The following is a 25,341-nucleotide window of genomic DNA, read 5'->3' on the forward strand; positions in this document are numbered from 1 at the left end:
GCTATCCCTGCGCCGGATTGCCGAGCAGCTTGCGCCGTTCCCGGCGGTTGGGGTGGCGGACGGTCACGCCCGCCATGCCGCCGGACCCGGTCAGCCGGATCAGTGGAGTCCCCGGGAGCCGGTCGGGAGTGGTCTTGTCCTTCAGGCCGCCGATACCGGGATCCATGCCGCCGGTGTCCACGGCCCAGGCGTCCGGGACGACGATCGTGACGCCGGCCATCTCCCCGTAGGCCTCCACCACGACCTCCGTGAGGTGGCACTCGACCCGGGTGAAGTCGAGCTTCACACCCCCGAGACCTCCGCGCGCGATCACGTGCCCGGGGACCTCCCAGCGCCCGGGGCCGTACGACACGCCGGACATGCCGCCCTTGAGCACCAGCGGCTGCCGGCCCTCCCCGGGATTCCGGCCGGGCAGGTCGGCGGTCAGCACGGCCAGCTCGCCGTGGGTCCTCGACTTCAGCGCCCGCTCCAGGCGGTCGTCCAGTTCCTCCAGATCGATCCGCCCCTCGGCCGCCGCGTCGCGCAGGCGCGCCACCACGGCCTCCCGGTCGTCGTGGGAGGCGCGGATGTCGCCTGGGGGCACGGGGCCCGGAGAGCTCTCCGGAGGCTGGACGGTCATGGCCGCAAGGATAAGGAGCCGGGGGGCTACTCGGTCCAGATGGCCGCGGCGGTGCGGTCGTCGGTGTAGCCCTTGGCGCGGACCTGGACCTGGCGCAGGAAGTCGACGGTGCCCGGCGGGTGGGGGTGCGCCCAGTGGGAGGCCAGGAAGTGGGCGACGGCCGGTTCCTCGGCGACCGGGCGGGCCAGCCCGGGGGTGCAGAGCAGCAGGATGTCGCCCGGGGTCGCCGGGACCATCCGGAAGCGGAACGGGCGGGGATCCGCCGGGGTCTCCGGCGCCGGCGGCTGACCGTCGGGCTGGTGCAGCAGCCGGGCCGCGTACGCGTCGATCCAGTGGCCCGAGCGCAGCAGGTACAGCCCGCCCGGGCCGACCCCGAACGCCGCCCGGTAGCCGGCCCGCGGATCGAGCGAGACCAGCAGGCAGTGCAGCGAGGCCGGGGACGGGTCCGCGTCCGCCGCGTCCGCCGCGCCCCCCGGGGCCAGCGCGCGGAGCGGGGCGACGGCGCTCAGCGCGAGCCGCTGGAGGCCGTAGCGGAGCCGGTCCCGGGCGCCGTCGCGCAGGTCGGCGGAGAGGCTCTCGCGGCTGCGGCCGACGGCGCCGGCGAGCTGGCGGCCGGCCTCGGCCGCCGCGGTGGCGACCGCCTCGGCGGTCGGGCCCGCGTGGTCGAAGCCGCCGAGCACCGCGAGCAGCACGCCCTCCGCCCCGTCGCCGAACCGGGTCACCAGCAGGGAGTCCCGCCGGGGCTCGCCCCGGTGGCGGGCGGAGTCGCCGCGGACGGAGACCGCCCGCAGGGTGGTGGCGGCGTACTGGGCGCCCTCCAGCACGGTGTCGGCGACCACGCCGCCGAGCGCGCCGGGGTCGGCCTCGGGGACGGCGGTCGGCTCGGGGCCGTAGGTGGGCGGGCGCTCGCCGACGTGCGGCACGGCGGGCGCGGCCTCGGCCCGCCCGGGCCGGGGCGCCGGGCGCGGCGCGGGGGGCGGCGCGGGGGGCTCGACGGGCGCCGGTTCGGGGGCGGCCGGCTCGGGCTCGGCCTCCTCGGCGGCGGCCGGTTCCGGTGCGGGAGCGGGCTCGGGAACCGGCTCGGGCTCGGGTTCCGGCTGCGGCTGCGGCTGCGGAGCGGCCTCGGCCACGGGCTTGGGGCGCGGTTCCGGCACCCGGGCGTCCGCCGCCCAGGAGGGGGCGGGGAAGCGGTGCGTCTCGTCGGCGGCCGGGGCCTCGACGGCCGGAGCTTCGGCCGCCGGGCCCCGCGGGGAGATCACGCCGACGGCGGTGTCGAACCAGTCGTCGATGCTGTCCCGCCCCGGCACCTCCTCGCCGCCCCCGTCCTGCGGCACCTCCTCCGCCACCGCCTCGGCCGCCCCGGCCACCGCCTCCTCCTCGGGCGCGCCGCGCTGCTGCCCGATGAGTCCGGCCGCCGTCTCGAACCAGTCGTCGACGCTGCCCTCCCCCGACTCGGCGTCCGGGGTGTCGGGGAGGGTGCCGGCCGGGCCCGCGTAGACCGTGTCCCACCAGCCGTCCTCCGGCCGGTGCTGCTGCTGCGCGGGTGCACCCTGCTTGGTCATCTGGCGGCTCCTGGTCGCTGGCTCGACGTCATTGTCCCCAAGCGCCGCGGCGCTGTCCGGGTTTCGGCGACAACCGCGCGCACATCGGCCGATATCGATCACCGGGTTCGCCGCCCGTTTCGTTTCCGTTCCTCCCGCAGTCGACCGAACCGCCCCGACCAGGGTGTTTCCGGGGTATTCCGGTAACTCCGCACCGGAAAATGAGGACCGAGGAGGGGGCTCGCTTCACTCGTTCGGCTGATTAAATGTGCGCATGACCGCGTCGGCCCCCAGCAACCCCCGACCGGGGAGGGCCGCACTCGCGGTCCGCCCGGTGGGCGCGCTGTGGATCCTGCTGCTGGTCGGGCTGCTGATGGCGCTGCCGTGCGCGGCGCACGCCAAGGCGGCCACGGCCGAGCGGCCGGGCTTCCCGGTGACCGTCCCGGCCGACCCCCCGGTCGGTCCCCCGACGGGTCTCGTCGCCGACCTCGCGGCCGGCGCACCGGTCCACCCGCACGGCTCCGCCGCCACCGGTCCGGCCACCGTGCCGCAGACCCTCGGCGACCGGATCCGGGCGGAGAGCCACCGGCACTGGACCTGGTGCTCGGTCGACGGCGACCCGCCGCACCGCAACAACGGCTGCTCCAGCCACCCGTACTGCGCCCAGGACGCCCAGCTCCCCAACCCGCCGCCGCACCCGCAACCCGCGGCGGCGCCCCTGACCCCGACCCCCGAGGCGCTGCCCCGGGTGGTGCCCGCCGGGCTGCTGGTCGGCCCGCACCCCGCGCCCGACCTGCACGAACTCCAAGTACACCGGTCCTGAGTGGAACCCACCGCCGGCCCTGACCCAGCGCCCGCCGACCACCGCGTCGCCGGGCGGACGGGACCGACGGATCCGCCCCTTCCCACCACTTCTTCAGACCGCCGCGCCCGATGCGCGGTGGGGACAAGGACACCGCATGGGTTCCGCCTCCAAGCAGTCGAACAAGTCGCAGGGCAACAAGCCGAGCGCCAAGCAGGCGAGCAACGACCGCCGCGCCCGGATCGCCGAGCTGCGCGCCGCCGAGCAGCGCCGCGACCGCCGCAACAAGATCATCGCCGGTTCGGTGGCCGGCGTGCTGGTGATCGCGGCGATAGCCACCGGCACCTGGATCGTGGTCGACGCCAACAAGGACAAGAAGGCCAAGCAGGCCGCCGCCGCGGCCCCGATCGACGGCGTGCAGACCTTCGGCGACCTGAGCCGCAACCACGTCAAGGAGAAGGTCACCTACCCGCAGACCCCGCCGGTCGGCGGCGACCACAACGCGATCTGGGCGGACTGCATGGGCACCGTCTACGACCAGCCGGTCGAGAACGAGCGCGCCGTCCACTCGCTGGAGCACGGCGCGGTCTGGGTGACCTACAACGGCAAGGCCACCCCGGAGGACATCAAGACCCTCTCCGACAAGGTGAAGGCCACCCCGTACTCGCTGATGAGCCCGTACCCGGACGAGCAGGGCACCATCACCCTGAGCGCCTGGTCGACCCAGCTCACCGTGGACAGCGCCAGCGACCCCCGGGTGAACCAGTTCTTCACCAAGTACGTCCAGGGCAAGCAGACCCAGGAGCCGGGCGCCTCCTGCAGCATGGGGTCGATGTGACCGCCGCCGAGGAGACCCCGGCCGAGGCCGGCTCCGCGGACGCCACGGACGCCGCGGAGGGGGCGGACCGCGCGGCCTCGCGCCGGCGGATCTGGTGGCCGGCCGCGCTGGCCGCCGCGCTCGCCCTCGCGCTCGGCGTGCCGGCCCTGGTGGCGGGCGGGACGTCCGCCTCCGGGTCCTCCTCGTCGCTCAGCGCGCCGGCGGACGACTCGCCGGAGGCCGGGTTCGCCCGCGACATGTCGACCCACCACCAGCAGGCGGTGGACCTGTCGTTCATCGTCCGCGACCGGACGTCGGACGAGCCGACCCGGACCCTGGCCTTCGACATCATCAACACCCAGGCCAACCAGCGCGGCATGATGATGGGCTGGCTCGACCAGTGGGGGCTGACCCAGCACTCCCCGGCCAAGCCGATGGCCTGGATGGCGATGGGCGGCCACGGCCACGGCGCCGACTACCAGGCGCACGACGGCTCGCTGATGCCCGGCATGGCCACCACCACGCAACTCGCCAAGCTCCGGTCGCTGAGCGGGCGGGACGCCGAGGTGTTCTACCTGCAGCTGATGCTGGAGCACCACAAGGGCGGCGTGGAGATGGCCCAGGGCTACGTCGACGTGGCGCGCAACCCGGCGGAGAAGCGGCTCGCGGAGTCGATGGTGGCCGGCCAGACCTCGGAGATCGGGCTGATCACCGACATGCTCAAGGATCGCGGCGCCGCCCCCGGCGTGCCCGCCTCCTGACCCGCGCACCTCGCACGGCACCCTCACGGCCGGGGCGGTGGACGGAGTTCCGTCCACCGCCCCGGCCGTTGCCGTCCGCCCGTCGCCGGCCGACGCCCCGGCCGCCCGGCCGCTCAGCGCCGCCGCACCGGCCGGGTGAGCAGCACGGCCAGGGCCGCGACGGCGGCCAGCGCCAGCAGCACCCCTCGGCCAGCCGGCACCGGACCGGCCAGGTGGACGCCGAGCACCGGCAGCGCGGTGCCGAGGGCCGTGCCGAGGCTGCGGGCCATGTTGACCATGCCGCCGCCCACCGCCGAGCACTCGGCCGGGATCGCCCGCATCACCAGGGCGTTGTTGGCGGGCAGCAGCAGGCCGAGGCCGAAGCCGGCCACCAGCAGCGGGACCGCCGCCGCCAGGGCGGGCGCGCCCGCGGCGGGCAGCAGTGCCCAGCCCAGCAGCCCGGCGCCGGCCAGCGCCGCGCCGAAGCGGCAGCGGGCGACGTCCGACCAGCCGCGCGGCAGCAGCACGCCGCCGGCCGTCGCGGCCACCGCGAAGGCCGCCGGGAGCACGGTGATCACCAGAGCGGCGCGCCCGGTGGACAGGCCCGCCTCGGCGAACAGCACCGGGCCGAGCACCAGCGGGCAGAACAGCAGCAGGTAGCCGATCAGCGAGACGGCAAGGCCCGGGCGGACACCGGGGGTGTTGACCAGGCCGGGGGCGAGGATCGGCCGCGCGGCGCGGCGCTCCTGGCGGACCAGGCCGAGCCCGCTCAGCACGGAGGCGAGCAGCAGGGCGGCGACGGCCCAGCCGGGCAGCGGCAGGCCGGAGGCGGTGGAGAGGGCGAGCAGCAGCGCGGTGGTGGAGCCGGCGAGCAGCAGCAGGCCGGCCAGGTCGAAGCGTCCGTCCTCCGGGTCGGGCCGGGCGGCCCCCCGCGGCCGGGGCAGCGGGCGCGGCACCGGGCGGGCGTCCGGGCCGGCGTCGGGGCGGTGGGTGCGGGGCAGCAGGAACCACCCGGCCAGCAGGCCGACCAGGGCGACCGGCACGTTGATCCAGAACACCCAGCGCCAGGAGGCGTGCTCGACCAGCAGCCCGCCGAGGCTGGGACCGAGCGCCAGGCCGAGGCCCTGGGCGGCGGCCTGGATGCCGAGCGCCCGGCGCATCGCGTGCTCCGGCACGCCGCGGGCGACCAGCGCGACGCTGTTGGCCTGCATCATCGCGCCGCCGACGGCCTGCACGGCCCGGCAGGCGACCAGGGTGCCGAGGTTCCCGGCGAACCCGGCGCCGAGCGAGGCGAGGCCGAAGAGGGCGAACCCGCCGAGGTACACGGTCTTGCGGCCGACCAGGTCGGACAGCCGGCCGACCGGCGCGAGCAGCGCCACCAGGACCAGCAGGTAGGCGAGGGCGACCCATTCGACGGCGGCGAAGCCGGTGCCGAAGTGGCGCTGGAGCGCCGGGTAGACGAGGGCGGTGATGCTGGCGGTCAGCTGGCCGAGGAAGGCCCCGAGGCAGACCGTGCCGACGGCGAGCCAGTGGGCGTACCGCCGGCTGGCTATGCCGCGCGGCCGGGGGCGCTCGGTGAGCAGCCGGGTGGCGAGGGTCGACGGCGCGTTCATACAAGGAAATATATCGGATACAGATATGTTCTATCTACGATCTGATCTGCATCCGAGCGGCCCGCCCCGCGCTCGGGCCGTTCGCCCCCGACCCGTCCCCGGCGTTCGGGCGGTGTCCGGACCAGGCGCTACGCTGTCGGCCATGCCGTCGTCACCCTCTGTTCCCGAACCCGCTGCCGATCCGCAGGCTCCGGAACCGGACGCGATCGAGCGCGCCCGGCGGCTCACCGACGCGGTCACCCGGCTCCGCCGGGCGCTGCGCAGCAGTATCCGCACCGACTACCCGTGGGAGTCCCTGCCGATGGCGCAGGTCGAACTCCTCCAGACGCTCGCCGCCGCCCCGCTGCGGGTCGGCGAGCTGGCCACCCGGCAGCGGCTCGCCCCCAACACCGTCAGCGGCCTGGTCGGCAAACTGCTGGACGCCGGGTTCGTCGACCGCCAGGCCGACCCCGGGGACCGCCGCACCGCGCGGATCGCGCTCACCCCGGCCGGGCGGCGCCAGCTCGACGACTGGCAGCGGGCGCACGAACGCCGGATCGCTTCCGCGCTCGACGCCCTCTCCCCCGCCGACCGCGACGCCGTGGTGCACGCGCTGCCGGCCCTGGAGAACCTGGCCCGCGCGCTCGGCGGGACGGCCAACGGCTGAGCGGCCGACGGCGGGACGGCCAACGGCTGAGCGGCCGACGGCTGGACGGCCAACGGCTGAGCGGCCAACGGCTGGACGGCCGCCGGGCGGGGAAAACCGGTACCGCGCCGGACACCGGTCCGGCTAGCGTCCCGCCATGGACCCCGCGCTGATCCGCCTCGAAGCCTGGACCGACGCCGACCTCGCCCTGCTGCGCCTGGTCAACACCCCGCAGATGCGCCGGCACGTCGGAGGCCCGGAGAGCGAGGAGCGGACGCTCCTGCGGCACCGGCGCTACCTGGACTTCGTCCCCTCCGGCACCGGCCGCATGTACCGCGTCGTCCTGGAGCCGGCCGGCGTGGCGGTCGGCACGGTCGGCTACGCCGAGCGCGAGTGGCGGGGCGGGACCGTCTACGAGATGGGCTGGAACGTCCTGCCGCCGTACCAGGGCCGGGGCATCGCCGCGACGGCGGCCCGGGCCGCCGTCGGGGCCGCCGCCCGCACGGCCCGCCACCGGTACCTGCACGCCTTCCCCTCGGTGGGCAACCCGGCCTCCAACGCCGTCTGCCGCCGGGCCGGCTTCACCCTCCTCGGCGAGACCGACTTCGAGTTCCCGCCCGGCCGTCCGATGCGCAGCAACGACTGGCGGGTGGACCTGCGGGCGCTCCCGGACGGCCCGACCGGGAGCGCCTGACCCGGAGCGTGCGCGGGCGAGGGGACGCGGGTGACGCGGCGGCGGCTCAGAACAGCGAGGTGCCGCGCTCCAGGTCCAGCAGCCGGCGCTTGTTGTCGACGCCGGCGGCGAACCCGGTGAGGGAACCGTTGGCGCCGAGCACCCGGTGGCAGGGGCGCACGATCAGCAGCGGGTTGGCGCCGACCGCCCCGCCCACCGCGCGCACCGCGCGCGGGGACTCCCCCGCCAGGTCGGCGAGCTGCCCGTAGCTGACGGTCTCGCCGTAGGGGATCTTGTCGAGGACGGCCCAGATCCGCCGGCGGAACTCGGTGCCGACCGGGGCGAGCGGCAGGTCGAAGCCGGTGCGCTCGCCCGCGAAGTACTCGGTGAGCTGGGTGACCGGCTCCGCGAGCGCCTCCGGGTCGTGCACCCAGTCGTCGGCGGGCTCGGCGAGCGCGTAGCGCTGGCCGGGGGCGGTGACGGTGGCCAGCGCGGCCGGGCCGCCGCCGTCCGGGACGATGCCGCTGAGCATCAGCCGGCCGAGCGGGCTCTCCATGAAGGTGAAGACGGTGGTGCTCATACTGGGGTGTTCTCCGTTCCGGTGCTGGGGTCGGCGGCCGCGGCCGCCCAGAGGCGGTGCACGGCGTAGGAGCGCCAGGGGGCCCAGGCCTCGGCCGCGAGGGCGGCGGACTTCGGGTCCCCCGGGGCGCCGAGCCGGATCAGTCCGTGCTTGACGCCGATGTCGCTCGGCAGGAAGACGTCGGGGTCGGCGAGGGCGCGCATCCGCAGGTAGCCGACCGTCCACGGGCCGATGCCGGGCAGGGCGAGCAGTCGCGCGGCCGCCTCCTCCCGGTCGACGCCGCCGTCCAGCCGCACGACGCCCTCGGCGAGGGCGGCGCACAGGCCGGTGAGGGCGCGGCGCCGGGCGGCCGGCATCGCGAAGTCCTCCGGGTCGGCGGTCGCCAGGGCGGCGGCGGCCGGGAAGAGCAGCCGCAGCCCCCCGCTGGGTTCGGGCAGCGCGGTGCCGTACTTCTCGGCGAGCCGGCCGGCCAGGGTGCGGGCCGCGCCGACGGTGATCTGCTGACCGAGGACGGCGCGCACGGCCAGTTCGTGCGGGTCGACGTGGCCCGGCGAGCGCAGTCCGGGGCGGGCCCGGACGAGCGGGCCGAGCAGCGGGTCGGCGCCGAGCTGTTCGTCGACCGCGACCGGATCGCCGTCCAGGTCGAACAGGACGCGCAGGCGCTGGACGGCGGTCGGCAGGTCGCGCAGGTCGGCGAGCAGCAGCCGGCAGTCGAGCCAGCCGCGGGTGACCGGCGTGCCGGGGGCGAGGCCGTCCACCTCGGCGATGCCGTGGCCGTACGGGAGCGCGAGGGTGCGGCGGTAGGTGCGCACCCCGGGGCGCGGGCCGGGCACGACCTCCTCCACGCCGGGGACGGCGCGCTGGGCGAGGAAGTCGATCAGGTGGTCGCTGTCCAGGGCGCCCCGGTAGGCGAGCCGCAGCGCGAGGCCGCCGGCCGGGGTGGCGGTGCGGCGGCCGGCCGCGACCTCGGCGCGCAGCCCGCTGGGGGTGCGGTCGTAGACCTCGCGGACGGTGTCGTTGAACTGCCGCACGGAGGCGAAGCCGGCGGCGAACGCGATGTCGGTGACCGGCAGCTCGGTGGTCTGCAGCAGCAGCCGGGCGGTCTGGGCGCGGCGGGCGCGGGCGAGCGCGATCGGGCCGGCGCCGAGTTCGGCGGTGAGCTGGCGCTGGAGCTGGCGGGAGCTGTAGCCGAGGCGCTGGGCCAGGCCGGCCACGCCCTCGCGGTCCACCACGCCGTCGCCGATCAGCCGCATGGCCCGGCCGACCAGGTCGGCCCGGTGGTTCCACTCGGGCGAGCCGGGGACGGAGTCGGGGCGGCAGCGGCGGCAGGCCCGGAAGCCGGCGTTCTGCGCGGCGGCGGCGCTGGGGTAGAAGGTGCAGTTGACGCGCTTCGGGGTCACGGCCGGGCAACTCGGCCGGCAGTAGATGCCGGTCGAGGTGACGGCCGTGAAGAAGACGCCGTCGAAGCGGGCGTCCCGGCTGTCCACGGCGCGGTACCGGATGTCGTCGTCGATCACGCTGTCCAGTCTGCGGCACCCGGCGGCCCTCGACTGGCGGGAATCGGACACGGGCGTCATGGACCGGGCGGGCGGAAAAATCCCGCGCCCCGGCGTCCGCCGGCCGGATAGCCTGCGCACGGCCCCGCCCCCCGATCCCAGGAGGTCCCTCCCGTGTCCGAGCAGCCCTACACCGGTGCGGACGACCCGCGGGTGACCGCCCTGCGGGTCGAGGAGTTCGCCTTCCCCGGCCCGCTGCGCGACCGGCTGGTCGACGCCGTGCTGTCCGGCGCGAAGACCAGCACCACCGGTCTGCTCACCGAGTACGAGCGGGAGGGCGAGCCGCTGCCGGCGGCCGGCACCCGCGGGGCGGTGGTCGACTCGGCCGGGCGGGTCGTCGCGGTGACCGAGACCACCGAGGTCAGGGTCGTCCCGCTCGGCGAGGTCGACCTGCGGCACGCCCTCGACGAGGGCGAGGGGTACGCGTCGGTCGCCGAGTGGCGGGCCGGGCACGAGCGGTTCTGGCACAGCGAGGAGCTGCGCGCCGCGCTGGGCGAGCCGGCGTTCACCGTCGACGACACCACGGCCGTCGTCCTGGAGCGCTTCCGGCTGGTGGCCGACTTCCGCTGACGCCAGGTGCGCCGGGCCGCCGGCGGCGGGGCGGGCGCCCCGCCGCCGGCGGCCCGGTGGTCACCACTTCACGGTTCCGCCCGCCGCGCGCATGGTCTTGGTGATGGTCTTCCACTTCTTCACCCGGGCCGAGGCCAGCCGGGCGTCCGAGCGGGAGGCGATCCACTCGTTCTCCCGCTGGAGCTTGCGGTAGCTCTCCATCCGGCGCTCCGGCAGCGAGCCGTCCGCGAGCGCCTCCCGCACCGCGCAGCCGGGCTCGCTCTCGTGGTTGCAGTCGTGGAAGCGGCACCGCTCGGCCAGCTCCTCGATGTCGGCGAAGGCGAGCGCCACGCCCTCGCCGCCGTAGAGGCCGACCTCGCGCAGCCCGGGGGTGTCGATCAGCACCCCGCCGCCGGGCAGCGGCACGAGCTCGCGGGTGGTCGTGGTGTGCCGGCCCTTCTGGTCGCCGGAGCGGGCCTCCTGCACGGCCATCACGTCGACCCCGGCGAGCACGTTGGTCAGGGTGGACTTGCCGACGCCGGACTGCCCGAGCACGGCGGTGGTGCCGGGGGTGCAGGCGCGCAGCACGTCGATCCCCTCGCCGGTCTCGGCGCTGACCACCAGCACGGTGACGCCGGGCGCGGCGGCCTCGACGTCGGCCCGGATGAAGTCGGCGTCGTCGACCAGGTCGGCCTTGGTGAGCGCGACCAGCGGCTCGGCGCCGGACTCCCAGGCCAGGGCGAGGAAGCGCTCGATCCGCCCGAGGTCGGGCTCGGCGGCGAGCGAGGCGGCGACCACCACGGTGTCGACGTTGGCGGCGAGCACCTGGCCGTCGGAGCGCTTGCCGGCGACCTTGCGGATGATGGCGGTGGAGCGCGGCAGCAGGGCGGCGACCGCGGGCATCGGCAGCCCGTCGGAGAGGTCGACGGCGGCCCAGTCCCCGGTGCACGGGCAGTTGATCATGTCGGCGTCGCCGACCTGCCGGGTGTCGGCCCGGACGGTGCGCAGCTCGCCGGTCGCGGGATCGGCGAGCACGACGTCGCACTGGCCGCGGTCGACCCGGACGATCCGGGCCGCGGCCAGCCCGGCCTCGGCGAGCGGCGCGAACAGCTCGTCGAGCTCGGCCGTCCAGCCGTAGCCGGCGAGCGGGGAGACGGCGTCCGGAGAGCCGTCGGTGGAAAGGGGGGAGGAAGACGGAACGGAGGCAGCGTTGAACAACGCAGTGGGCCCTTCGGGAGGAAATGATCCCGCCGGGCTGCTGCGGCTGCGTGCGCGAAGGGCTACGTCAGCCGGCGGCCGGCAGGGAGAGGAGGACGCGGGTGCTGCCCAGGGCAGCCGTCATGACAGTCGTGGTCACGAGGCTCACCTCCTGCTTTCTCTCCTCGGCGCGGCGCCGACGCCGCCCGAACCGGACGCTCACACGCTAGCGGGCCCGCGCGGTGCTGCCAACCGGTTTTTCACCCGCGGTTCCTTCCGCCCCACGGCTCAGCGCTGGTCCCACGGGGGCCGCGGCGGGCGGGTCGGCAGGGGGTACTCGGGCGGCGGCGCGGTGGGGCGGTCGCTGTCCGGCGGCGGCGGGGCGGGGCGGTGGTGCGGTCCGCCGCCGCGGGCGGTGAGGCGGCCGCGGACGTTGTCGGCGGCGAGCACGTCGGCCCACCGCTCGGGGTACTCGGAGGGCACGTCGACGTCCTCGCCCTCGTCCTCCCAGTACTCCTCCTCGCCGCCCTCGGCCAGGCCCAGCTCGCGTGCCCGGCGGGCCCGCTCGACGGCGCGCCGGGCGGCCACCTCGCGGACCACGGCGGCGGCCGCCTCCTCCTGGGCGCGCTCGTTCTCGGCGCGGGCGTCGGCGGTCTCCAGGGTGGGCCAGCGGCGGTCTATGGCCGCGTTCATGGCGGCGCCGATGAGCACCGCGAGCGCCACCACGAAGATCCACAGCAGCACGGCCACCGGCGCGGCCAGCGAGCCGTACACCGAGTGGCCCTCGATCGAGCTGACCAGGTACAGCCGCAGCGCCACGCTGCAGAAGACCAGCACCACCAGGGCGACCAGGGCGCCGGGGATGTCCTCGCGCCAGGGCGTGGAGACCGGCACCGCCAGGTGGTAGAGCGTGGTCAGCGAGACGATCAGCAGCAGGATCGCGAACGGCCAGTAGATCGCGTTGAGCAGCCCGGCGCTCTCCGGCACGGCGTTGGTCACCAGTTCGGGGCCGGTCATCAGCAGCGGCAGCACCAGCGAGCCGATCACCAGCGCGCCAAGGTAGAGGCCCAGCGACATCAGCCGGGTCTTGACGATGCCGCGCCGGCCGTCCAGCCCGTACATCACGGTGATGGTGTCGATGAAGATGTAGAGCGCCCGCGAGCCGGACCAGAGCGACAGCAGGAAGCCGATCGAGATCAGGTCCGGCCGGGTCTGGTCGAAGACCTGCCGCAGCAGCGGCTGGACGACCTCGGTGATGGAGGAGTCCGAGAGGACCGTGCCGGCCGCCCTGACGATGTCGGCCTTCAGCTTGTCGATGGTGCCGGCGCCGAGGAAGTCGTCCAGGTAGCCGAGCGTGCCGGCCAGGCAGAGCAGCAGCGGTGGGATGGAGAGGAGGGTGAAGAACGCCGCCTCCGCGGCGAGTCCGGTGACCCGGTACTCGACGCAGGTGTTGGTGGTGTCCTTGACCAGGGCCCAGGCGGTGGTCCGCCAGGTGATCTGCTTGGCCGCCCTCCGGGAGCCCTTGCCCCGACGACGGGAGGGCCGCTCGGGGTTCGGCCTGGTCGTTTCGCCTGCTGCTTGCACAGGGGTAACGGTATCGGGCCGGAACCGGTCGGCCGATCTCCCGGGGTCCGCACGCCGCGTGGAGGTCCCGCGGGGCCCGGATCGGCGGGAGCGGCGGGAACGCTCGGGCATCTCATGATCCGAAACCAGGGCATCCAGAATACGGACGTTAGTGGACCGCGAGTCGTGCGCCGTGCGAATCTCTTGCCATGCCGAGCGCCGGAACCACCCTAGTAGGTCGACTCCACGTCGATCTCCTTCGCGTGTCCAGCGCCATCTGTCCGGTGACCTGAGCCCGACCCCGCCGCCTCCCACGCACCCGGCGCCACCTCCCCCCGCCATCCCCGCCGAAGCGGATGCGCAGGCGCCCGCCCGGCCACCGCCACTGCTCGTCCGGCCTTGAGAAATCCGCAGGTCACAGCAGCACCGCACCGCCGAGCACGCCCCGCGACCCACCCGGCGTCAGAGCCACCTGCCCCGAAGGACTTCACCATGGCCACCACCCCCGAGACCGCCGAGCCCACGGCCGACAGCGCCCCCGCGCGCCGCCCCGCCGCCGCTCGCAAGGTGACCCGTCACCGCGGCGAGGGCCAGTGGGGCATGGGCCACTACACCCCTCTGAACGCCAACGAGCAGTTCAAGAAGGACGACGACGGTCTCAACGTGCGGACACGTATTGAGACGATCTACGCGCACCGGGGCTTCGACTCGATCGACCCGGCCGACCTGCGCGGCCGGATGCGCTGGTGGGGTCTGTACACCCAGCGCAAGGAGGGCATCGACGGCGGCAAGACGGCGATCCTGGACCCGCACGAGCTCGACGCCGAGTACTTCATGCTCCGCGTCCGGATCGACGGCGGCCGGCTGACGGTCGCCCAGCTGCGCGCGATCGCCGAGGTCTCCGAGCAGTACGGCCGCAACACCGCCGACCTGACCGACCGCCAGAACGTCCAGTACCACTGGATCCGGATCGAGGACGTCCCGGCGATCTGGCAGAAGCTGGAGGCCGTCGGCCTGTCCACCACCGAGGCCTGCGGCGACACCCCGCGCGTCATCCTCGGCTCCCCGGTGGCCGGCATCGCCGAGGACGAGATCATCGACGGCACCTCCGCCATCGAGGAGATCCAGCGACGCTTCATCGGCAACAAGGACTTCTCCAACCTGCCGCGCAAGTTCAAGTCCGCCGTCTCCGGCTCCCCGCTGCTGGACGTCGCCCACGAGATCAACGACGTCGCCTTCGTCGGCGTGGTCCACCCCGAGCACGGCCCGGGCTTCGACCTCTGGGTCGGCGGCGGCCTGTCCACCAACCCGAAGCTCGGCGTCCGGCTCGGCGCCTGGGTCCCGCTGGACGAGGTCGCCGACGTCTACGGCGGCGTCATCGGCATCTTCCGCGACTACGGCTACCGCCGGCTGCGCAACCGCGCCCGGCTGAAGTTCCTGGTCGCCGACTGGGGCAGCGAGAAGTTCCGCCAGGTGCTGGAGGACGAGTACCTCAAGTACAAGCTGATCGACGGCCCCGCCCCCGAGGAGCCCAGCGGCCGCTGGCGCGACCACGTCGGCGTGCACCGGCAGAAGGACGGCAACTACTACGTCGGCTTCGCGCCGCGGGTCGGCCGGGTCGACGGCGCGCTGCTCGGGCGGATCGCCGACCTCGCCGAGGCGCACGGCAGCGACCGCCTGCGCACCACCGCCGAGCAGAAGATGATCGTCCTCGACGTCCCCGGGGACCGGGTCGAGTCGCTGGTGGCCGGCCTGGAGGAGCTGGACCTGCGGGTCACCCCCTCGCCGTTCCGCCGCGGCACCATGGCCTGCACCGGCATCGAGTACTGCAAGCTCGCCATCGTCGAGACCAAGGAGCGCGGCCGCACCCTCATCGACGAGATGGAGAAGCGGCTGCCCGACTTCGACGAGCCGCTGACCATCAACATCAACGGCTGCCCGAACGCCTGCGCCCGCATCCAGGTCGCGGACATCGGTCTCAAGGGCCAGCTGGTGACGGACGAGCAGGGCAACCAGGTCGAGGGCTACCAGGTGCACCTGGGCGGCGCGCTCGGCCTGGAGGCCGGCTTCGGCCGCAAGGTCCGCGGCCTCAAGGTCACCAGCGAGGGCCTGCCCGACTACGTCGAGCGGGTGCTGACCCGGTACCGGGAGGACCGCGCCGAGGGCGAGCGCTTCGCCCAGTGGGCGGCCCGGGCCGGCGAGGAGCAGCTGTCGTGAGCGAGCGTGCGGCCCCCTTCTTCTGCCCGTACTGCGGGGACGAGGACCTGCGCCCCTCCGAGGCCGGGCACGGCGCCTGGGAATGCCACGGGTGCCGCCGGGCCTTCCAACTGAAGTTCCTCGGCCTGCTGTCACCGACCAACGGGGGTAACCGGAGTGACCGGCACGACGACTGACCACGAGGAGCTGGCCACCCGGGCCGGCCGTGAGCTGGAGGAGGCCACCCCGCAGGAGATCCTGCGCTGGGCCGCCGACACCTTCGGCAAGCGCTTCTGCGTCACCTCCTCCATGGAGGACGCGGTCGTCGCCCACCTGGCCTCCTCGGTCTTCCCCGGCGTGGACGTGGTCTTCCTGGACACCGGCTACCACTTCGCCGAGACCATCGGCACCCGGGACGCGGTGGCGGCGACCATGCCGGTCAACGTCATCACGCTCACCCCGGCGCTGACCGTGGCCGAGCAGGACGCCCGGTACGGGCCGCACCTGCACGACCGCGACCCGGACCTGTGCTGCTCGCTGCGGAAGGTCGAGCCGCTGAACCGCGGCCTCGGCGGCTACGACGCCTGGGCCACCGGACTGCGCCGCGACGAGTCCCCGACCCGCGCGAACACCCCGGTGGTCGCCTGGGACGCCCGGCGCCGCAAGGTCAAGATCGCCCCGATCGCCCGCTGGACGCAGGAGGACGTGGACGCCTACGTCGCCGCCAACGGTGTGCTGCTCAACCCGCTGCTGTGGGAGGGCTACACCTCCGTCGGCTGCTCCCCGCTCTCCTGCACCCGCAAGCCGGGCGAGGGCGAGGACGCCCGGGCCGGACGCTGGTCCGGCTCCGGCAAGACCGAGTGCGGCATCCACCTCTGAACCTGGACGACCCGCACCGCCCGCACGGCCCGCACCGCCCGAACACCCGTCAACCCCGTTCTAAGGACTTCAAACGTGACGACAGCCGACACCCTGGCCGCCGCCGGAGCCGCAGAGGCGGCCCGCGCGGCCGGCCCCTGCGAGCGCGGCGCCACCGTGTGGCTGACCGGGCTGCCGAGCGCGGGCAAGACCACGCTCGCCTTCGCCCTGGCCGAGCGGCTGCGCGCCGAGGGCCACCGGGTCGAGGTCCTGGACGGCGACGAGATCCGCGAGTTCCTCTCCAAGGGCCTCGGCTTCAGCCGCGAGGACCGGCACACCAACGTCACCCGGATCGGCTTCGTCGCCGAGAAGCTCGCCGCCAACGGCGTCAAGGTGCTCGCCCCGGTGATCGCGCCCTACGCCGACTCCCGCGCCGCCGTGCGCGAGCGGCACGCCGAGCACGGCACCGAGTTCCTGGAGATCCACGTCGCCACCCCGGTCGAGCTGTGCGCCGAGCGCGACGTCAAGGGGCTGTACGCGAAGCAGGCGGCCGGCGAGATCTCCGGCCTCACCGGCGTCGACGACCCCTACGAGGCCCCCGAGCACCCGGAGCTGCGGCTCCAGACCCAGGGCCGCGCGGTCACCGAGTCCGCCGCCGAGCTGCACGCCTTCCTGACCGAGAGGGGCCTGGCATGACCACCGCGACCCAGAGCCTGGTGCAGGCCGACGACCCCAACGGGAATTCCGGGGGGCCCTTCGCGCTGTCCCACCTGGACGCGCTGGAGGCCGAGTCGGTGCACATCTTCCGCGAGGTCGCGGGGGAGTTCGAACGCCCGGTGATCCTGTTCTCCGGCGGCAAGGACTCCATCGTCATGCTGCACCTGGCGCTCAAGGCCTTCTGGCCGGCCGCCGTCCCCTTCTCGCTGCTGCACGTCGACACCGGCCACAACTTCCCCGAGGTCATCGCCTACCGGGACCGCGTGGTGGCCGAGCACAACCTGCGGCTGCACGTCGCCTCGGTGCAGGACTTCATCGACCGCGGCGTGCTGCGCGAGCGCCCCGACGGCACCCGCAACCCGCTGCAGACCGTCCCGCTGCTCGACGCCATCGAGAAGGGCCGCTTCGACGCCGTCTTCGGCGGCGGCCGCCGCGACGAGGAGAAGGCCCGCGCCAAGGAGCGCGTCTTCTCGCTGCGCGACGAGTTCGGCGCCTGGGACCCGCGCCGCCAGCGCCCCGAGCTGTGGTCGCTCTACAACGGCCGGCACGCCGTCGGCGAGCACGTGCGCGTCTTCCCGCTCTCCAACTGGACCGAGCTGGACGTCTGGCAGTACATCGAGCGCGAGAACATCGAGCTCCCCGGGATCTACTACGCCCACGAGCGCGACGTCTTCGCCCGCGCCGGCATGTGGCTGACCGCCGGCGAATGGGGCGGCCCCAAGGAGAACGAGCCCGTCGAACGGCGGCTGATCCGCTACCGCACCGTCGGTGACATGTCCTGCACCGGTGCCGTCGACTCCGACGCCACCACCATCCAGGCCGTCATCGCCGAGATCGCCGCCAGCCGCCTCACCGAGCGCGGCGCCACCCGCGCCGACGACAAGCTCTCCGAGGCAGCGATGGAAGACCGCAAGCGCGAGGGATACTTCTAATGAGCACCACCCAGACCGGCACGCCCCAGACCGGCACCGCCACCTCGCTGCTGCGCTTCGCCACCGCCGGCTCCGTCGACGACGGCAAGTCCACCCTGGTCGGCCGCCTGCTGCACGACTCCAAGTCGGTGCTGGCCGACCAGCTGGAGGCCGTCGAGCGCGTCTCCCTGGGCCGCGGCCAGGACGCGCCCGACCTCGCGCTGCTCACCGACGGCCTGCGCGCCGAGCGCGAGCAGGGCATCACCATCGACGTCGCCTACCGCTACTTCGCCACCCCCAGGCGGCGGTTCATCCTCGCCGACACCCCCGGGCACGTGCAGTACACCCGGAACATGGTCACCGGCGCCTCCACCGCCGAGCTGGCCGTCGTCCTGGTCGACGCCCGCAACGGCGTGGTCGAGCAGACCCGCCGGCACGCCGCCGTCGCCGCCCTGCTGCGGGTGCCGCACGTGGTGCTGGCCGTCAACAAGATGGACCTGGTCGACTACGCCGAGCCGGTCTTCGCCGCCATCGCCGCCGAGTTCACCGCCTACGCGGCCTCGCTCGGCGTCAAGGACGTGGTGGCCGTCCCGATCTCCGCGCTCGCCGGGGACAACGTCGTCGAGCCGTCCGCGCACATGGACTGGTACGGCGGCCCCACCCTGCTGGAGCACCTGGAGACCGTGCCGGTCGGCAGCGACCCGAGCGCCGAGCCGGCCCGCTTCCCGGTCCAGTACGTGATCCGCCCGCAGACCGAGGAGCACCCGGACTACCGCGGCTACGCGGGCCAGCTGGCCTCCGGCGTGCTGCGCGTCGGCGACGCCGTCACCGTGCTGCCGTCGGGCCACACCACCACCGTCACCGGCATCGACGCCCTCGGCCGCGCCACCGACCTCGCCTGGGCCCCCCAGTCGGTCACCGTGCGCCTCGCCGACGACATCGACATCTCCCGCGGCGACCTCATCGCGGCCGGCGCCGCGCCCGTCCCCACCAAGGACATCGAGGCGACCGTCAGCCACCTCAACGAGCGGCCGCTGCGGGCCGGCGACAAGGTGCTGCTCAAGCACACCACCCGCACGGTGCGCGCGATGGTCAAGGAGATCACCTACCGGATCGACATCGACACCCTCGAACAGCGCTCCGGCGCCGGGGGGCTGAACGTCAACGACATCGGCCACGTGGTGCTGCGCACCGCCGAGCCGCTGGCGCTCGACGCCTACACCGACAACCGCCGGACCGGCTCGTTCCTGCTGATCGACCCGGCCGACGGCACCACCCTCACCGCCGGCATGGCGGGCGAGGCCTTCGAGACCGTACGCACCACCGACGCCAACGAACCCGACGAGGAGGACTGGGTCTGATGCCCAGCGAGGCGTTCTCGGGCATGGACAAGGAAGGCGGCCGCATCGGCAGCGGCGTCCTCGGCAGTGGCCAGGGCGGCCTGACGCGATGTGTGGGCCGACAGGGCTGAGAACGCCCTGTCACCGGGCCGACGCCGCTGTTCCGCCCCCCACAGCAGGCGCAGCAGCGCCCCGGCCCGGCTTGCCCGGCACCCCGCACGGTGCCGCAAGCACGACCTTGACCGAACGTCCGCCCGGGACCGCTTCCTGACGGTCCGTCCGCGAACAGGACTCACCATGGCACCGAACCAGGCACTTCCGCATACCTCCGCACGCCCCGGCGCCGGCCGGATCAGACGCTCCGCCGCGGCCGCCGTGGCCGGCCTCACCGCCGTCGCGCTGCTCTCCGCCTGCGGGTACGGCTCCAAGGACGACGACAAGAAGTCCAACACCGCCGCCCCCGCCGGTGATTCCGCCTCCGGCGCCAAGCTGTCCGCCGACACCGTGAAGATCGGCTACTTCGCCAACCTGACCCACGGCACCCCGCTGGTCGGCCTCCAGGACGGCATATTCCAGAAGGAGCTCGGCTCCACCCAGATCAAGACCCAGGTCTTCAACGCGGGCCCGGCCGAGATCGAGGCGCTGAACGCCGGCTCCATCGACATCGGCTGGATCGGCCCCTCCCCGGCGATCAACGGCTACACCAAGTCCGAGGGCAAGTCGCTGAAGATCATCGGCGGTTCGGCCTCCGGTGGCGTCAAGCTGGTGGCCAACCCGGACAAGGTCGCCTCGCTGGACGACCTCAAGGGCAAGAAGATCGCCACCCCGCAGCTGGGCAACACCCAGGACGTGGCGCTGCTCAACTACCTGGCCGGCAAGGGCTACAAGGTCGACGCCCAGTCCGGCGCCGGCGACGTCAGCGTGGTGCGCAGCGACAACAAGGTCACCCCGGACGCCTACAAGCAGGGCTCCATCGACGCCGCCTGGGTGCCCGAGCCGACCGCCTCCAAGCTGGTCACCCTCGGGGCGAAGGTCCTGCTCAACGAGAAGGACATCTGGCCGGACAAGAAGTTCGTGATCACCAACATCATCGTCTCGCAGAAGTTCCTCACGGAGCACCCCGACGTGGTCGAGGCCGTGCTGCGCGGCTCGGTGAACACCAACGCCTACATCAAGGCCAACCCGGAGAAGGCCAAGGCCACCGCCAACGAGGCGATCAAGAAGGAGGCCGGCAACGCGCTGGAGCCGGCCATCCTCGACCCGGCCTGGGCCGACATCGACTTCCTGGACGACCCGCTGGCCGCCACCCTGCAGACCGAGGCCGACAACGCCGTCACCGCCGGCCTGCTCAAGAAGCCGAACCTGAACGGCATCTACGACCTCACCCTGCTCAACAAGGTGCTCAAGGACAAGGGGCAGAGCCCCGTCGCGGACGCCGGTCTCGGCGCCAAGTAGCGCCCACAGGACCGCACCACCGCGCCCGGAACCCCGCGGTCCGGCCCCCGCCCCGCCCGAACCGATGCCCGCTCGATGCCCCGAGCCCGGGCCGGGCGGGGGCCCGGACCCCGGCCCCTCTCCCTGACACCAGATGCCAGACCACACCACGCAGGAGGTGCCCGGAATGACTCCGGCACTGACCACCTCGGACGACGCCCCCGGCGTCGGCACTCGCGACGGCTCCCCCGCCGTCCGGATCTCGCACGTCCACAAGTCCTTCGGCCGCCCCGGCGCGCAGACCCACGTCCTGGACGACATCAGCCTCGATGTCGCCCCCGGCGAGTTCGTCACGCTGCTCGGCGCCTCGGGCTGCGGCAAGTCCACCCTGCTCAACCTGGTCGCCGGCCTCGACAAGCCCAGTTCGGGCAGCATCGAGGTGCCCGGAGGACGCCCCGCGCTGATGTTCCAGGAACACGCGCTCTTCCCCTGGCTCACGGCCGGCAAGAACATCGAACTCGCCCTCAAGCTCGCCGGCGTCCCCCGCCCCGAGCGCCGCCCCGAGGCCGAGCGGCTGCTCGAACTCGTCCGGCTCCAGGACTCCTACGGCAAGCGGGTGCACGAGCTGTCCGGCGGCATGCGCCAGCGCGTCGCGCTGGCCCGCGCGCTCGCCCAGGGCAGCCAGGTGCTGCTCATGGACGAGCCGTTCGCCGCGCTCGACGCCATCACCCGCGACGTACTGCACAACGAGATCACCCGGATCTGGGCCGAGCGGAACCTGTCGGTCCTCTTCGTCACCCACAACGTGCGCGAGGCCGTCCGGCTCGCCCAGCGCGTGGTGCTGCTCTCCTCCCGCCCCGGCCGGGTCGCCCGTGAGTGGCGCATCGACCTCCCGCAGCCCCGCCGGATCGAGTCCTCCGGCGTGGCCGACCTGTCCATCGAGATCACCGAAGAACTGCGTGGGGAGATCCGCCGCCATGGCCAGCACTGACACCACCACCAAGACGGCGTCGGCCCACGGCGGCACCGTCGCCGACTTCGCGAGCGTCGGGTCGGGCCTGGACGCGCTGGACGCGGTCGTCACCCAGCGCAACTCCACCACCGAGACGCTGCGGCAGAAGGTCCTGCCCCCGCTGCTCGGAGTCGTCCTGGTGCTCGCCCTGTGGCAGGGCGCGTACAGCCTGCACGTCACCAGCGAGTACAAGCTCCCCAGCCCGCTGGACGTCTGGCGGGCCGCCGAGGACCTCTGGTACCAGGGCACGCTGTTCTCGATCATCTGGACCAGCGTCTGGCGCGGTCTGTCCGGCTTCCTCGTCGCGCTCGTCATCGGCACCCCGATCGGCCTGCTCGTCGCCCGGGTCAAGCCGGTGCGCGCCGCGCTCGGCCCAGTGCTCTCCGGCCTCCAGTCGCTGCCCTCGGTCGCCTGGGTGCCCGCCGCCGTCATCTGGCTCGGCATCAACGACTCGATGATGTACGCCGTCATCCTGCTCGGCGCCGTCCCGTCCATCGCCAACGGCCTGGTCGCGGGCATCGACCAGGTCCCGCCGCTGTTCCTGCGGGCCGGCCGCACCATCGGCGCCACCGGCCTCACCGGCGCCCGGCACATCCTGCTGCCCGCCGCCCTGCCCGGCTACCTGGCCGGACTCAAGCAGGGCTGGGCCTTCTCCTGGCGCTCGCTGATGGCCGCCGAACTCGTCGCCTCCTCCCCCGACCTGGGCCTGGGCCTGGGCCGGTTCCTGGAGAACCAGCGCGAGTTCTCGGACATGGCGGGCGTGCTGCTCGGCATCATCCTCATCCTGTTCGTCGGCATCGCCATCGAACTGCTCGTCTTCACCCCGGTCGAGCGCCGGGTGCTGCGCAACCGCGGCCTGCTGGGCACCGGTAAGTGAGGCTCCCCGCATGACCGAACGCCGGCTGTCCGCCGCCCCCGCCACCCCGGTGGCGGCGGGCAGCCCCGCCCTGCTGCTGATCGCCCACGGCAGCCGCGACCCGCGGCACGCCGCGGCCGTCGCCGCGCTGGTCGCCCAGGTGCGGGCGCTGCGGCCCGGCCTGGACGTCGCCACCGCCTACCTCGACCACTGCGCCCCGCGCATCCCGCAGGTGCTGGACCGGCTGGGGCCGGGCGCGGTGGCCGTGCCGCTGCTGCTCAACCGGGCCTTCCACGCCAAGCACGACATCCCCGCCGCCCTGCGCGCGGCCGGCGCCGACCTGCCGGTGGCCGATGTGCTGGGGCCGTCGCCGCTGTTGCTCGCCGCGCTGGACCGGCGGCTCACCGAGGCCGCGCCGGAGCTCGCCTCCCCCGCCGCGCGCGCCCGCACCGGCGTCGTGCTCGCCGCCGCCGGCTCCTCCGACCCCGCGGCCGACGCCGCCACCCGGGCGGTCGCCGCCGAGTGGCGCCGCACCCGCGGCTGGGCCGCCGTCGAGGTCGCCTACGCCTCCGCGAGCGGCCCGCGGGTGCCCGACGCCGTCTCCGCCCTGCGCCGTTCCCCCGCCGTCGACCGGGTCGCCGTCTCCCCCTACCTGCTCGCCCCCGGCCTGCTCCCCGACCGCATCGCCGAAGCCGCCGGGGCGGCCGCCGCCGACCACCTCGCCGCCACCCTCGCCCCCACCCCCGACCTCGCCCGCCTCCTCCTCACCCGCTACGACGAGGCCCACGCGGCGGCCAGGACCACCCCGGCCCTCACCGCCTGAACACTCAGGAGGCCCTGCGGTGCTGGTCTCCGCCACCGCCGCGGTGATCACACTGAGCGGGACCACCGCCTCCTGGTCCGCAACGGCCGCCTCGATCCACTCCCGCATGATCACCGTCGGCTTGATCCCCCGGGCCTGCGCCCGCCGCCGGACCTCGTCCATCACGGGCTTCGGCAACCTGAGCGAAGTCGTGATCATCACCGACTCGGCGGGCAGCGGCTCCGCCGGCTCGGCCGCCATGATCTCGTCCTCGGTCAGTTCGTGCGTCTCGTAGAACTCGGCCAGCGCTTCGAGGTCCGCACCGCTGTCCGTCATCTGCCACCCTCAACTCGTCCGCTTGAGGAACAAGCGCCGCTCGGAGCCGGTCATGTCCCGCGCTGTGACGCAGTACCGTCCGGACCTCACCGCGGCGCTCACCACCAGCACCACCACCAGGTGACGCCCGGCATCCGTCACCCCGAGGCAGAGCGTCGTCCCTTCACGCCCCGAGGTGAACCACCTCGGCCGCGCGAACAGCCTGCTCCACTTCGTCCGGAGTCACCCCGTGCCTGGCGATGTGCTCCTCGGACCGGTCGGTCCAGTAGGTCTCGGCCTGTACGACAGAGAGCGTGTTGCAAACGCATTGCATTCGGCCAATCGGTGTCACCCTGGCGGGCTACGCGCGCGCATGCGTTCGACCGGCGCGCGGTGGGTTCGCGCGCCGGTCGGCGGCCGTCGCGCCGTTCCCCGGGGTCGTGGCGCGACGTGGGTCCCGGGGTGCCGGCGCGGCGGGGTCAGGGGGTGGTGGTGCCCAGGTGGACGGTGATGAGGCCGGCGGTGATCAGGGTGAGGCCGGCCAGGGCGGTGAGGGACGGGACTTCGTGGCGGACGGCGAGGGCGGTCAGGACGGTGCCGATGGTGCCGATGCCGGTGAAGACGGCGTAGGAGGTGCCGACCGGGAGGTCCTGGAGGGCGCGGGAGAGCAGGTAGACCGCACCCAGCATGAGGACGAGGCACAGGGCGGTCTGCGGGAGCCGGGTGAACCCGCGGGTCGGCTCGATGGACTGCGCCCAGGCCACCTCCACCACCCCGGCCAGCAGCAGCCAGATCCACGGCACGGCGCTCAGTCCTCCCTCGGGATGCGGTAGCCGACCAGCTTGGTGCCCAGCTCGCCGGCCCGGTGCAGCGCGTCGGCGAGGGACTCCCGGTGCTGCCCGACCCGCCCGGCCAGGGCGGGGTCGACCAGGGAGTTGACGAGCTCGGCGGCGATCACCTCGGTGTCCTCGACCGCGTAGTGGCCGCGGACGAAGTCGCTCAGGTAGCGGCCGTTGTGATCGTAGGGCTCGCGCGGGGTGCCGGGCCCGTAGGCGCCGCCGCGCGCGGCGACCACCACGAACTTGCGCGGGGCGAGCACCATCTTCGGGAAGGTGACCTGGTCGATCCAGGCCTTGAGCGCGGCGGGGATGCCGAAGTTGTACATCGGCGCACCGATCAGCACCGCGTCCGCCGCGACGAGTTCGTCGAGCAGCGGTCGGACGACCGCCCAGGCCTCGCGCTCCTCCCCGGTGCGGACCGCCTCGCCGTAGCGGGCGATGTCGGTGATGCCCTCGCGCAGCAGGGTGTCGCAGATCCGGGTCCAGCCCTCGCGGATCGGCGGCAGGGGGTCGGCGGCGAGGTCGCGGTGGGTGACCTCGCCGCCGCCGGCCTCCCAGGCCTCGGCGAAGGCCGCGCCGAGGCGGCGGGTGAAGGAGTCGGTGCGCGCGCTGCTGTCGAGGTGCAGGAGGTGGGACACGGTGAACCCCCGGGAACGGTTGGGCGGGACGGAGCCGCCGAAACAAGCGGACATCACGTCCACTTGCCGGCACCGCCTACGCTAGAGGGAAGTGGACAGCATGTCCACTTCCCTCCGGTGCCCACTTCCCTCTACCGTTGCTCCCCATGACGACGGAACTCCCGCTGGCCGACGGCCCGCCGCCCCGCGAGCGGGCCGACGCGGCCCGCAACCGGGCCAAGGTGCTCGCCGCCGCCGAACGGCTCTTCGCCGAGGGCGACCCGACCGCCGTCACCATGGACGACATCGCCCGGACGGCCGGCATCGGCCGCGGCACGCTCTACCGCCGCTACCCGGACCGCGCCTCGATCGCCCGCGCCCTGCTCGACGAGCACGAGCGCGCCCTCCAGGAGCGGCTGCTGCGCGGCGCCCCGCCGCTCGGCCCCGGCGGCGCGGACGGGGCCGCGCCCCCGCCGCGAAGCACCCACCCCACCCCCACTACCCCCCCCAGGGCGGGGACCCCCACCCACCCCACCCAGCCCCCGAGGACCTCGGGATCACCATCGACC

Annotated in this window: 28 protein-coding genes; 19 read left to right on the forward strand and 9 right to left on the reverse strand. The window is 74.2% G+C overall.

The features are described from left to right. Position 1: 1 nt before the first annotated feature. Positions 2-619 carry a DUF1707 SHOCT-like domain-containing protein gene (locus ABT093_RS33065; protein ID WP_350570651.1) on the reverse strand — a complete coding sequence of 206 codons (618 nt, stop codon included), beginning with the start codon at positions 617-619 and terminating at the stop codon, positions 2-4. 26 nt (positions 620-645) lie between these two features. After that, positions 646-2,181, reverse strand: a complete 1,536-nt coding sequence (locus tag ABT093_RS33070; RefSeq protein ID WP_350570653.1) for a PP2C family serine/threonine-protein phosphatase — start codon at positions 2,179-2,181, stop codon at positions 646-648. A gap of 253 nt (positions 2,182-2,434) precedes the next feature. Between ABT093_RS33070 and ABT093_RS33075 the strand changes: the two genes are divergently transcribed. The 3 genes from ABT093_RS33075 to ABT093_RS33085 all read left to right on the forward strand — a co-directional run bounded on the left by ABT093_RS33075 (position 2,435) and on the right by ABT093_RS33085 (position 4,540). Continuing rightward, the gene (locus tag ABT093_RS33075; protein ID WP_350570655.1) at positions 2,435-2,983 is read left to right on the forward strand and encodes a hypothetical protein; all 549 of its coding nucleotides are present in this window, start codon (positions 2,435-2,437) and stop codon (positions 2,981-2,983) included. Between the two features lie 136 nt (positions 2,984-3,119). Beyond that, positions 3,120-3,800: a thioredoxin-like domain-containing protein gene (locus ABT093_RS33080; protein ID WP_350570656.1), complete on the forward strand. Its 681-nt coding sequence runs from the start codon at positions 3,120-3,122 to the stop codon at positions 3,798-3,800. Further along, positions 3,797-4,540 (forward strand): DUF305 domain-containing protein, encoded by a 744-nt coding sequence (locus tag ABT093_RS33085; protein ID WP_350570658.1) that lies wholly within the window; start codon positions 3,797-3,799, stop codon positions 4,538-4,540. The genes ABT093_RS33080 and ABT093_RS33085 overlap by 4 nt, the downstream gene beginning before the upstream one ends. 113 nt (positions 4,541-4,653) lie before the next feature. Here the strand turns inward: ABT093_RS33085 and ABT093_RS33090 are convergent, their stop codons facing one another. Further along, complete coding sequence (locus tag ABT093_RS33090) at positions 4,654-6,132, reverse strand: MFS transporter (RefSeq protein WP_350570660.1); 1,479 nt, start codon at positions 6,130-6,132, stop codon at positions 4,654-4,656. A 142-nt stretch (positions 6,133-6,274) separates the two neighbouring features. Here ABT093_RS33090 and ABT093_RS33095 point away from each other — a divergent pair, with 142 nt between their 5' ends. Then, complete coding sequence (locus ABT093_RS33095; RefSeq protein ID WP_350570662.1) at positions 6,275-6,778, forward strand: MarR family winged helix-turn-helix transcriptional regulator; 504 nt, start codon at positions 6,275-6,277, stop codon at positions 6,776-6,778. Positions 6,779-6,914: 136 nt separating this feature from the next. Then, a complete protein-coding gene (locus ABT093_RS33100; RefSeq protein ID WP_350570663.1) occupies positions 6,915-7,451 on the forward strand; it encodes a GNAT family N-acetyltransferase in 537 nt (178 codons plus the stop codon). 46 nt (positions 7,452-7,497) lie between these two features. Here the strand turns inward: ABT093_RS33100 and ABT093_RS33105 are convergent, their stop codons facing one another. Both ABT093_RS33105 and ABT093_RS33110 read right to left on the reverse strand, forming a co-directional pair. Further along, positions 7,498-8,010, reverse strand: a complete 513-nt coding sequence (locus ABT093_RS33105; protein ID WP_350570664.1) for a methylated-DNA--[protein]-cysteine S-methyltransferase — start codon at positions 8,008-8,010, stop codon at positions 7,498-7,500. After that, a complete protein-coding gene (locus ABT093_RS33110) occupies positions 8,007-9,527 on the reverse strand; it encodes a DNA-3-methyladenine glycosylase 2 family protein (RefSeq protein ID WP_350570666.1) in 1,521 nt (506 codons plus the stop codon). The genes ABT093_RS33105 and ABT093_RS33110 overlap by 4 nt, the downstream gene beginning before the upstream one ends. 192 nt (positions 9,528-9,719) lie before the next feature. Here ABT093_RS33110 and ABT093_RS33115 point away from each other — a divergent pair, with 192 nt between their 5' ends. Then, positions 9,720-10,136 (forward strand): ASCH domain-containing protein, encoded by a 417-nt coding sequence (locus ABT093_RS33115; RefSeq protein WP_350570694.1) that lies wholly within the window; start codon positions 9,720-9,722, stop codon positions 10,134-10,136. Between the two features lie 60 nt (positions 10,137-10,196). On the opposite strand, the gene rsgA is transcribed toward ABT093_RS33115, so the two are convergent. Then, a complete protein-coding gene (gene rsgA / locus ABT093_RS33120) occupies positions 10,197-11,333 on the reverse strand; it encodes a ribosome small subunit-dependent GTPase A (RefSeq protein WP_350570668.1) in 1,137 nt (378 codons plus the stop codon). A 267-nt stretch (positions 11,334-11,600) separates the two neighbouring features. After that, on the reverse strand, positions 11,601-12,896 hold the full coding sequence (locus ABT093_RS33125; protein WP_350570670.1) for a YihY/virulence factor BrkB family protein: 1,296 nt from the start codon (positions 12,894-12,896) through the stop codon (positions 11,601-11,603). A gap of 188 nt (positions 12,897-13,084) precedes the next feature. Here ABT093_RS33125 and ABT093_RS33130 point away from each other — a divergent pair, with 188 nt between their 5' ends. From ABT093_RS33130 to ABT093_RS33185, 12 genes are all read left to right on the forward strand, one after another. After that, positions 13,085-13,168, forward strand: coding sequence for a putative leader peptide (locus ABT093_RS33130; protein WP_310593185.1), 84 nt, complete (start codon positions 13,085-13,087; stop codon positions 13,166-13,168). Positions 13,169-13,367: 199 nt separating this feature from the next. Beyond that, a complete protein-coding gene (locus ABT093_RS33135; protein ID WP_350570672.1) occupies positions 13,368-15,092 on the forward strand; it encodes a nitrite/sulfite reductase in 1,725 nt (574 codons plus the stop codon). Next, positions 15,089-15,268 (forward strand): eL43 family ribosomal protein, encoded by a 180-nt coding sequence (locus ABT093_RS33140; RefSeq protein ID WP_350570673.1) that lies wholly within the window; start codon positions 15,089-15,091, stop codon positions 15,266-15,268. Before ABT093_RS33135 ends, ABT093_RS33140 begins: the two co-directional genes overlap by 4 nt. Beyond that, positions 15,249-15,950 (forward strand): phosphoadenylyl-sulfate reductase, encoded by a 702-nt coding sequence (locus ABT093_RS33145; RefSeq protein WP_350570675.1) that lies wholly within the window; start codon positions 15,249-15,251, stop codon positions 15,948-15,950. The genes ABT093_RS33140 and ABT093_RS33145 overlap by 20 nt, the downstream gene beginning before the upstream one ends. A gap of 93 nt (positions 15,951-16,043) precedes the next feature. Continuing rightward, positions 16,044-16,625: an adenylyl-sulfate kinase gene (cysC, locus tag ABT093_RS33150; RefSeq protein WP_350570696.1), complete on the forward strand. Its 582-nt coding sequence runs from the start codon at positions 16,044-16,046 to the stop codon at positions 16,623-16,625. Continuing rightward, complete coding sequence (gene cysD, locus ABT093_RS33155) at positions 16,622-17,578, forward strand: sulfate adenylyltransferase subunit CysD (protein WP_350570676.1); 957 nt, start codon at positions 16,622-16,624, stop codon at positions 17,576-17,578. Before cysC ends, cysD begins: the two co-directional genes overlap by 4 nt. Beyond that, positions 17,578-18,918 carry a sulfate adenylyltransferase subunit 1 gene (locus ABT093_RS33160; protein WP_350570678.1) on the forward strand — a complete coding sequence of 447 codons (1,341 nt, stop codon included), beginning with the start codon at positions 17,578-17,580 and terminating at the stop codon, positions 18,916-18,918. The genes cysD and ABT093_RS33160 overlap by 1 nt, the downstream gene beginning before the upstream one ends. A gap of 276 nt (positions 18,919-19,194) precedes the next feature. Next, entirely contained in the window at positions 19,195-20,352 is a 1,158-nt protein-coding gene (locus tag ABT093_RS33165; RefSeq protein WP_350570679.1) for an aliphatic sulfonate ABC transporter substrate-binding protein, read from the forward strand. A gap of 166 nt (positions 20,353-20,518) precedes the next feature. Continuing rightward, complete coding sequence (locus ABT093_RS33170; protein ID WP_350570681.1) at positions 20,519-21,322, forward strand: ABC transporter ATP-binding protein; 804 nt, start codon at positions 20,519-20,521, stop codon at positions 21,320-21,322. Further along, entirely contained in the window at positions 21,309-22,220 is a 912-nt protein-coding gene (locus ABT093_RS33175) for an ABC transporter permease (protein ID WP_350570682.1), read from the forward strand. The genes ABT093_RS33170 and ABT093_RS33175 overlap by 14 nt, the downstream gene beginning before the upstream one ends. 10 nt (positions 22,221-22,230) lie before the next feature. Further along, complete coding sequence (locus tag ABT093_RS33180) at positions 22,231-23,022, forward strand: sirohydrochlorin chelatase (RefSeq protein WP_350570684.1); 792 nt, start codon at positions 22,231-22,233, stop codon at positions 23,020-23,022. Positions 23,023-23,041: 19 nt separating this feature from the next. After that, positions 23,042-23,296, forward strand: coding sequence for a hypothetical protein (locus ABT093_RS33185; protein ID WP_350570686.1), 255 nt, complete (start codon positions 23,042-23,044; stop codon positions 23,294-23,296). A gap of 499 nt (positions 23,297-23,795) precedes the next feature. Here ABT093_RS33185 and ABT093_RS33190 read toward each other — a convergent pair whose 3' ends face one another. Together ABT093_RS33190 and ABT093_RS33195 are read right to left on the reverse strand one after the other, a co-directional pair. Further along, positions 23,796-24,119 (reverse strand): DMT family transporter, encoded by a 324-nt coding sequence (locus ABT093_RS33190; protein ID WP_350570688.1) that lies wholly within the window; start codon positions 24,117-24,119, stop codon positions 23,796-23,798. A 5-nt stretch (positions 24,120-24,124) separates the two neighbouring features. Next, positions 24,125-24,793, reverse strand: a complete 669-nt coding sequence (locus tag ABT093_RS33195; protein WP_350570690.1) for an FMN-dependent NADH-azoreductase — start codon at positions 24,791-24,793, stop codon at positions 24,125-24,127. Positions 24,794-24,939: 146 nt separating this feature from the next. Between ABT093_RS33195 and ABT093_RS33200 the strand changes: the two genes are divergently transcribed. Continuing rightward, positions 24,940-25,341 (forward strand): TetR/AcrR family transcriptional regulator (locus ABT093_RS33200; RefSeq protein ID WP_350570692.1); only part of this gene is annotated, 402 nt, incomplete at its 3' end.

It is taken from the genome of Kitasatospora sp. NPDC002551 (assembly GCF_040296005.1).
Taxonomy (GTDB): Bacteria; Actinomycetota; Actinomycetes; order Streptomycetales; family Streptomycetaceae; genus Kitasatospora.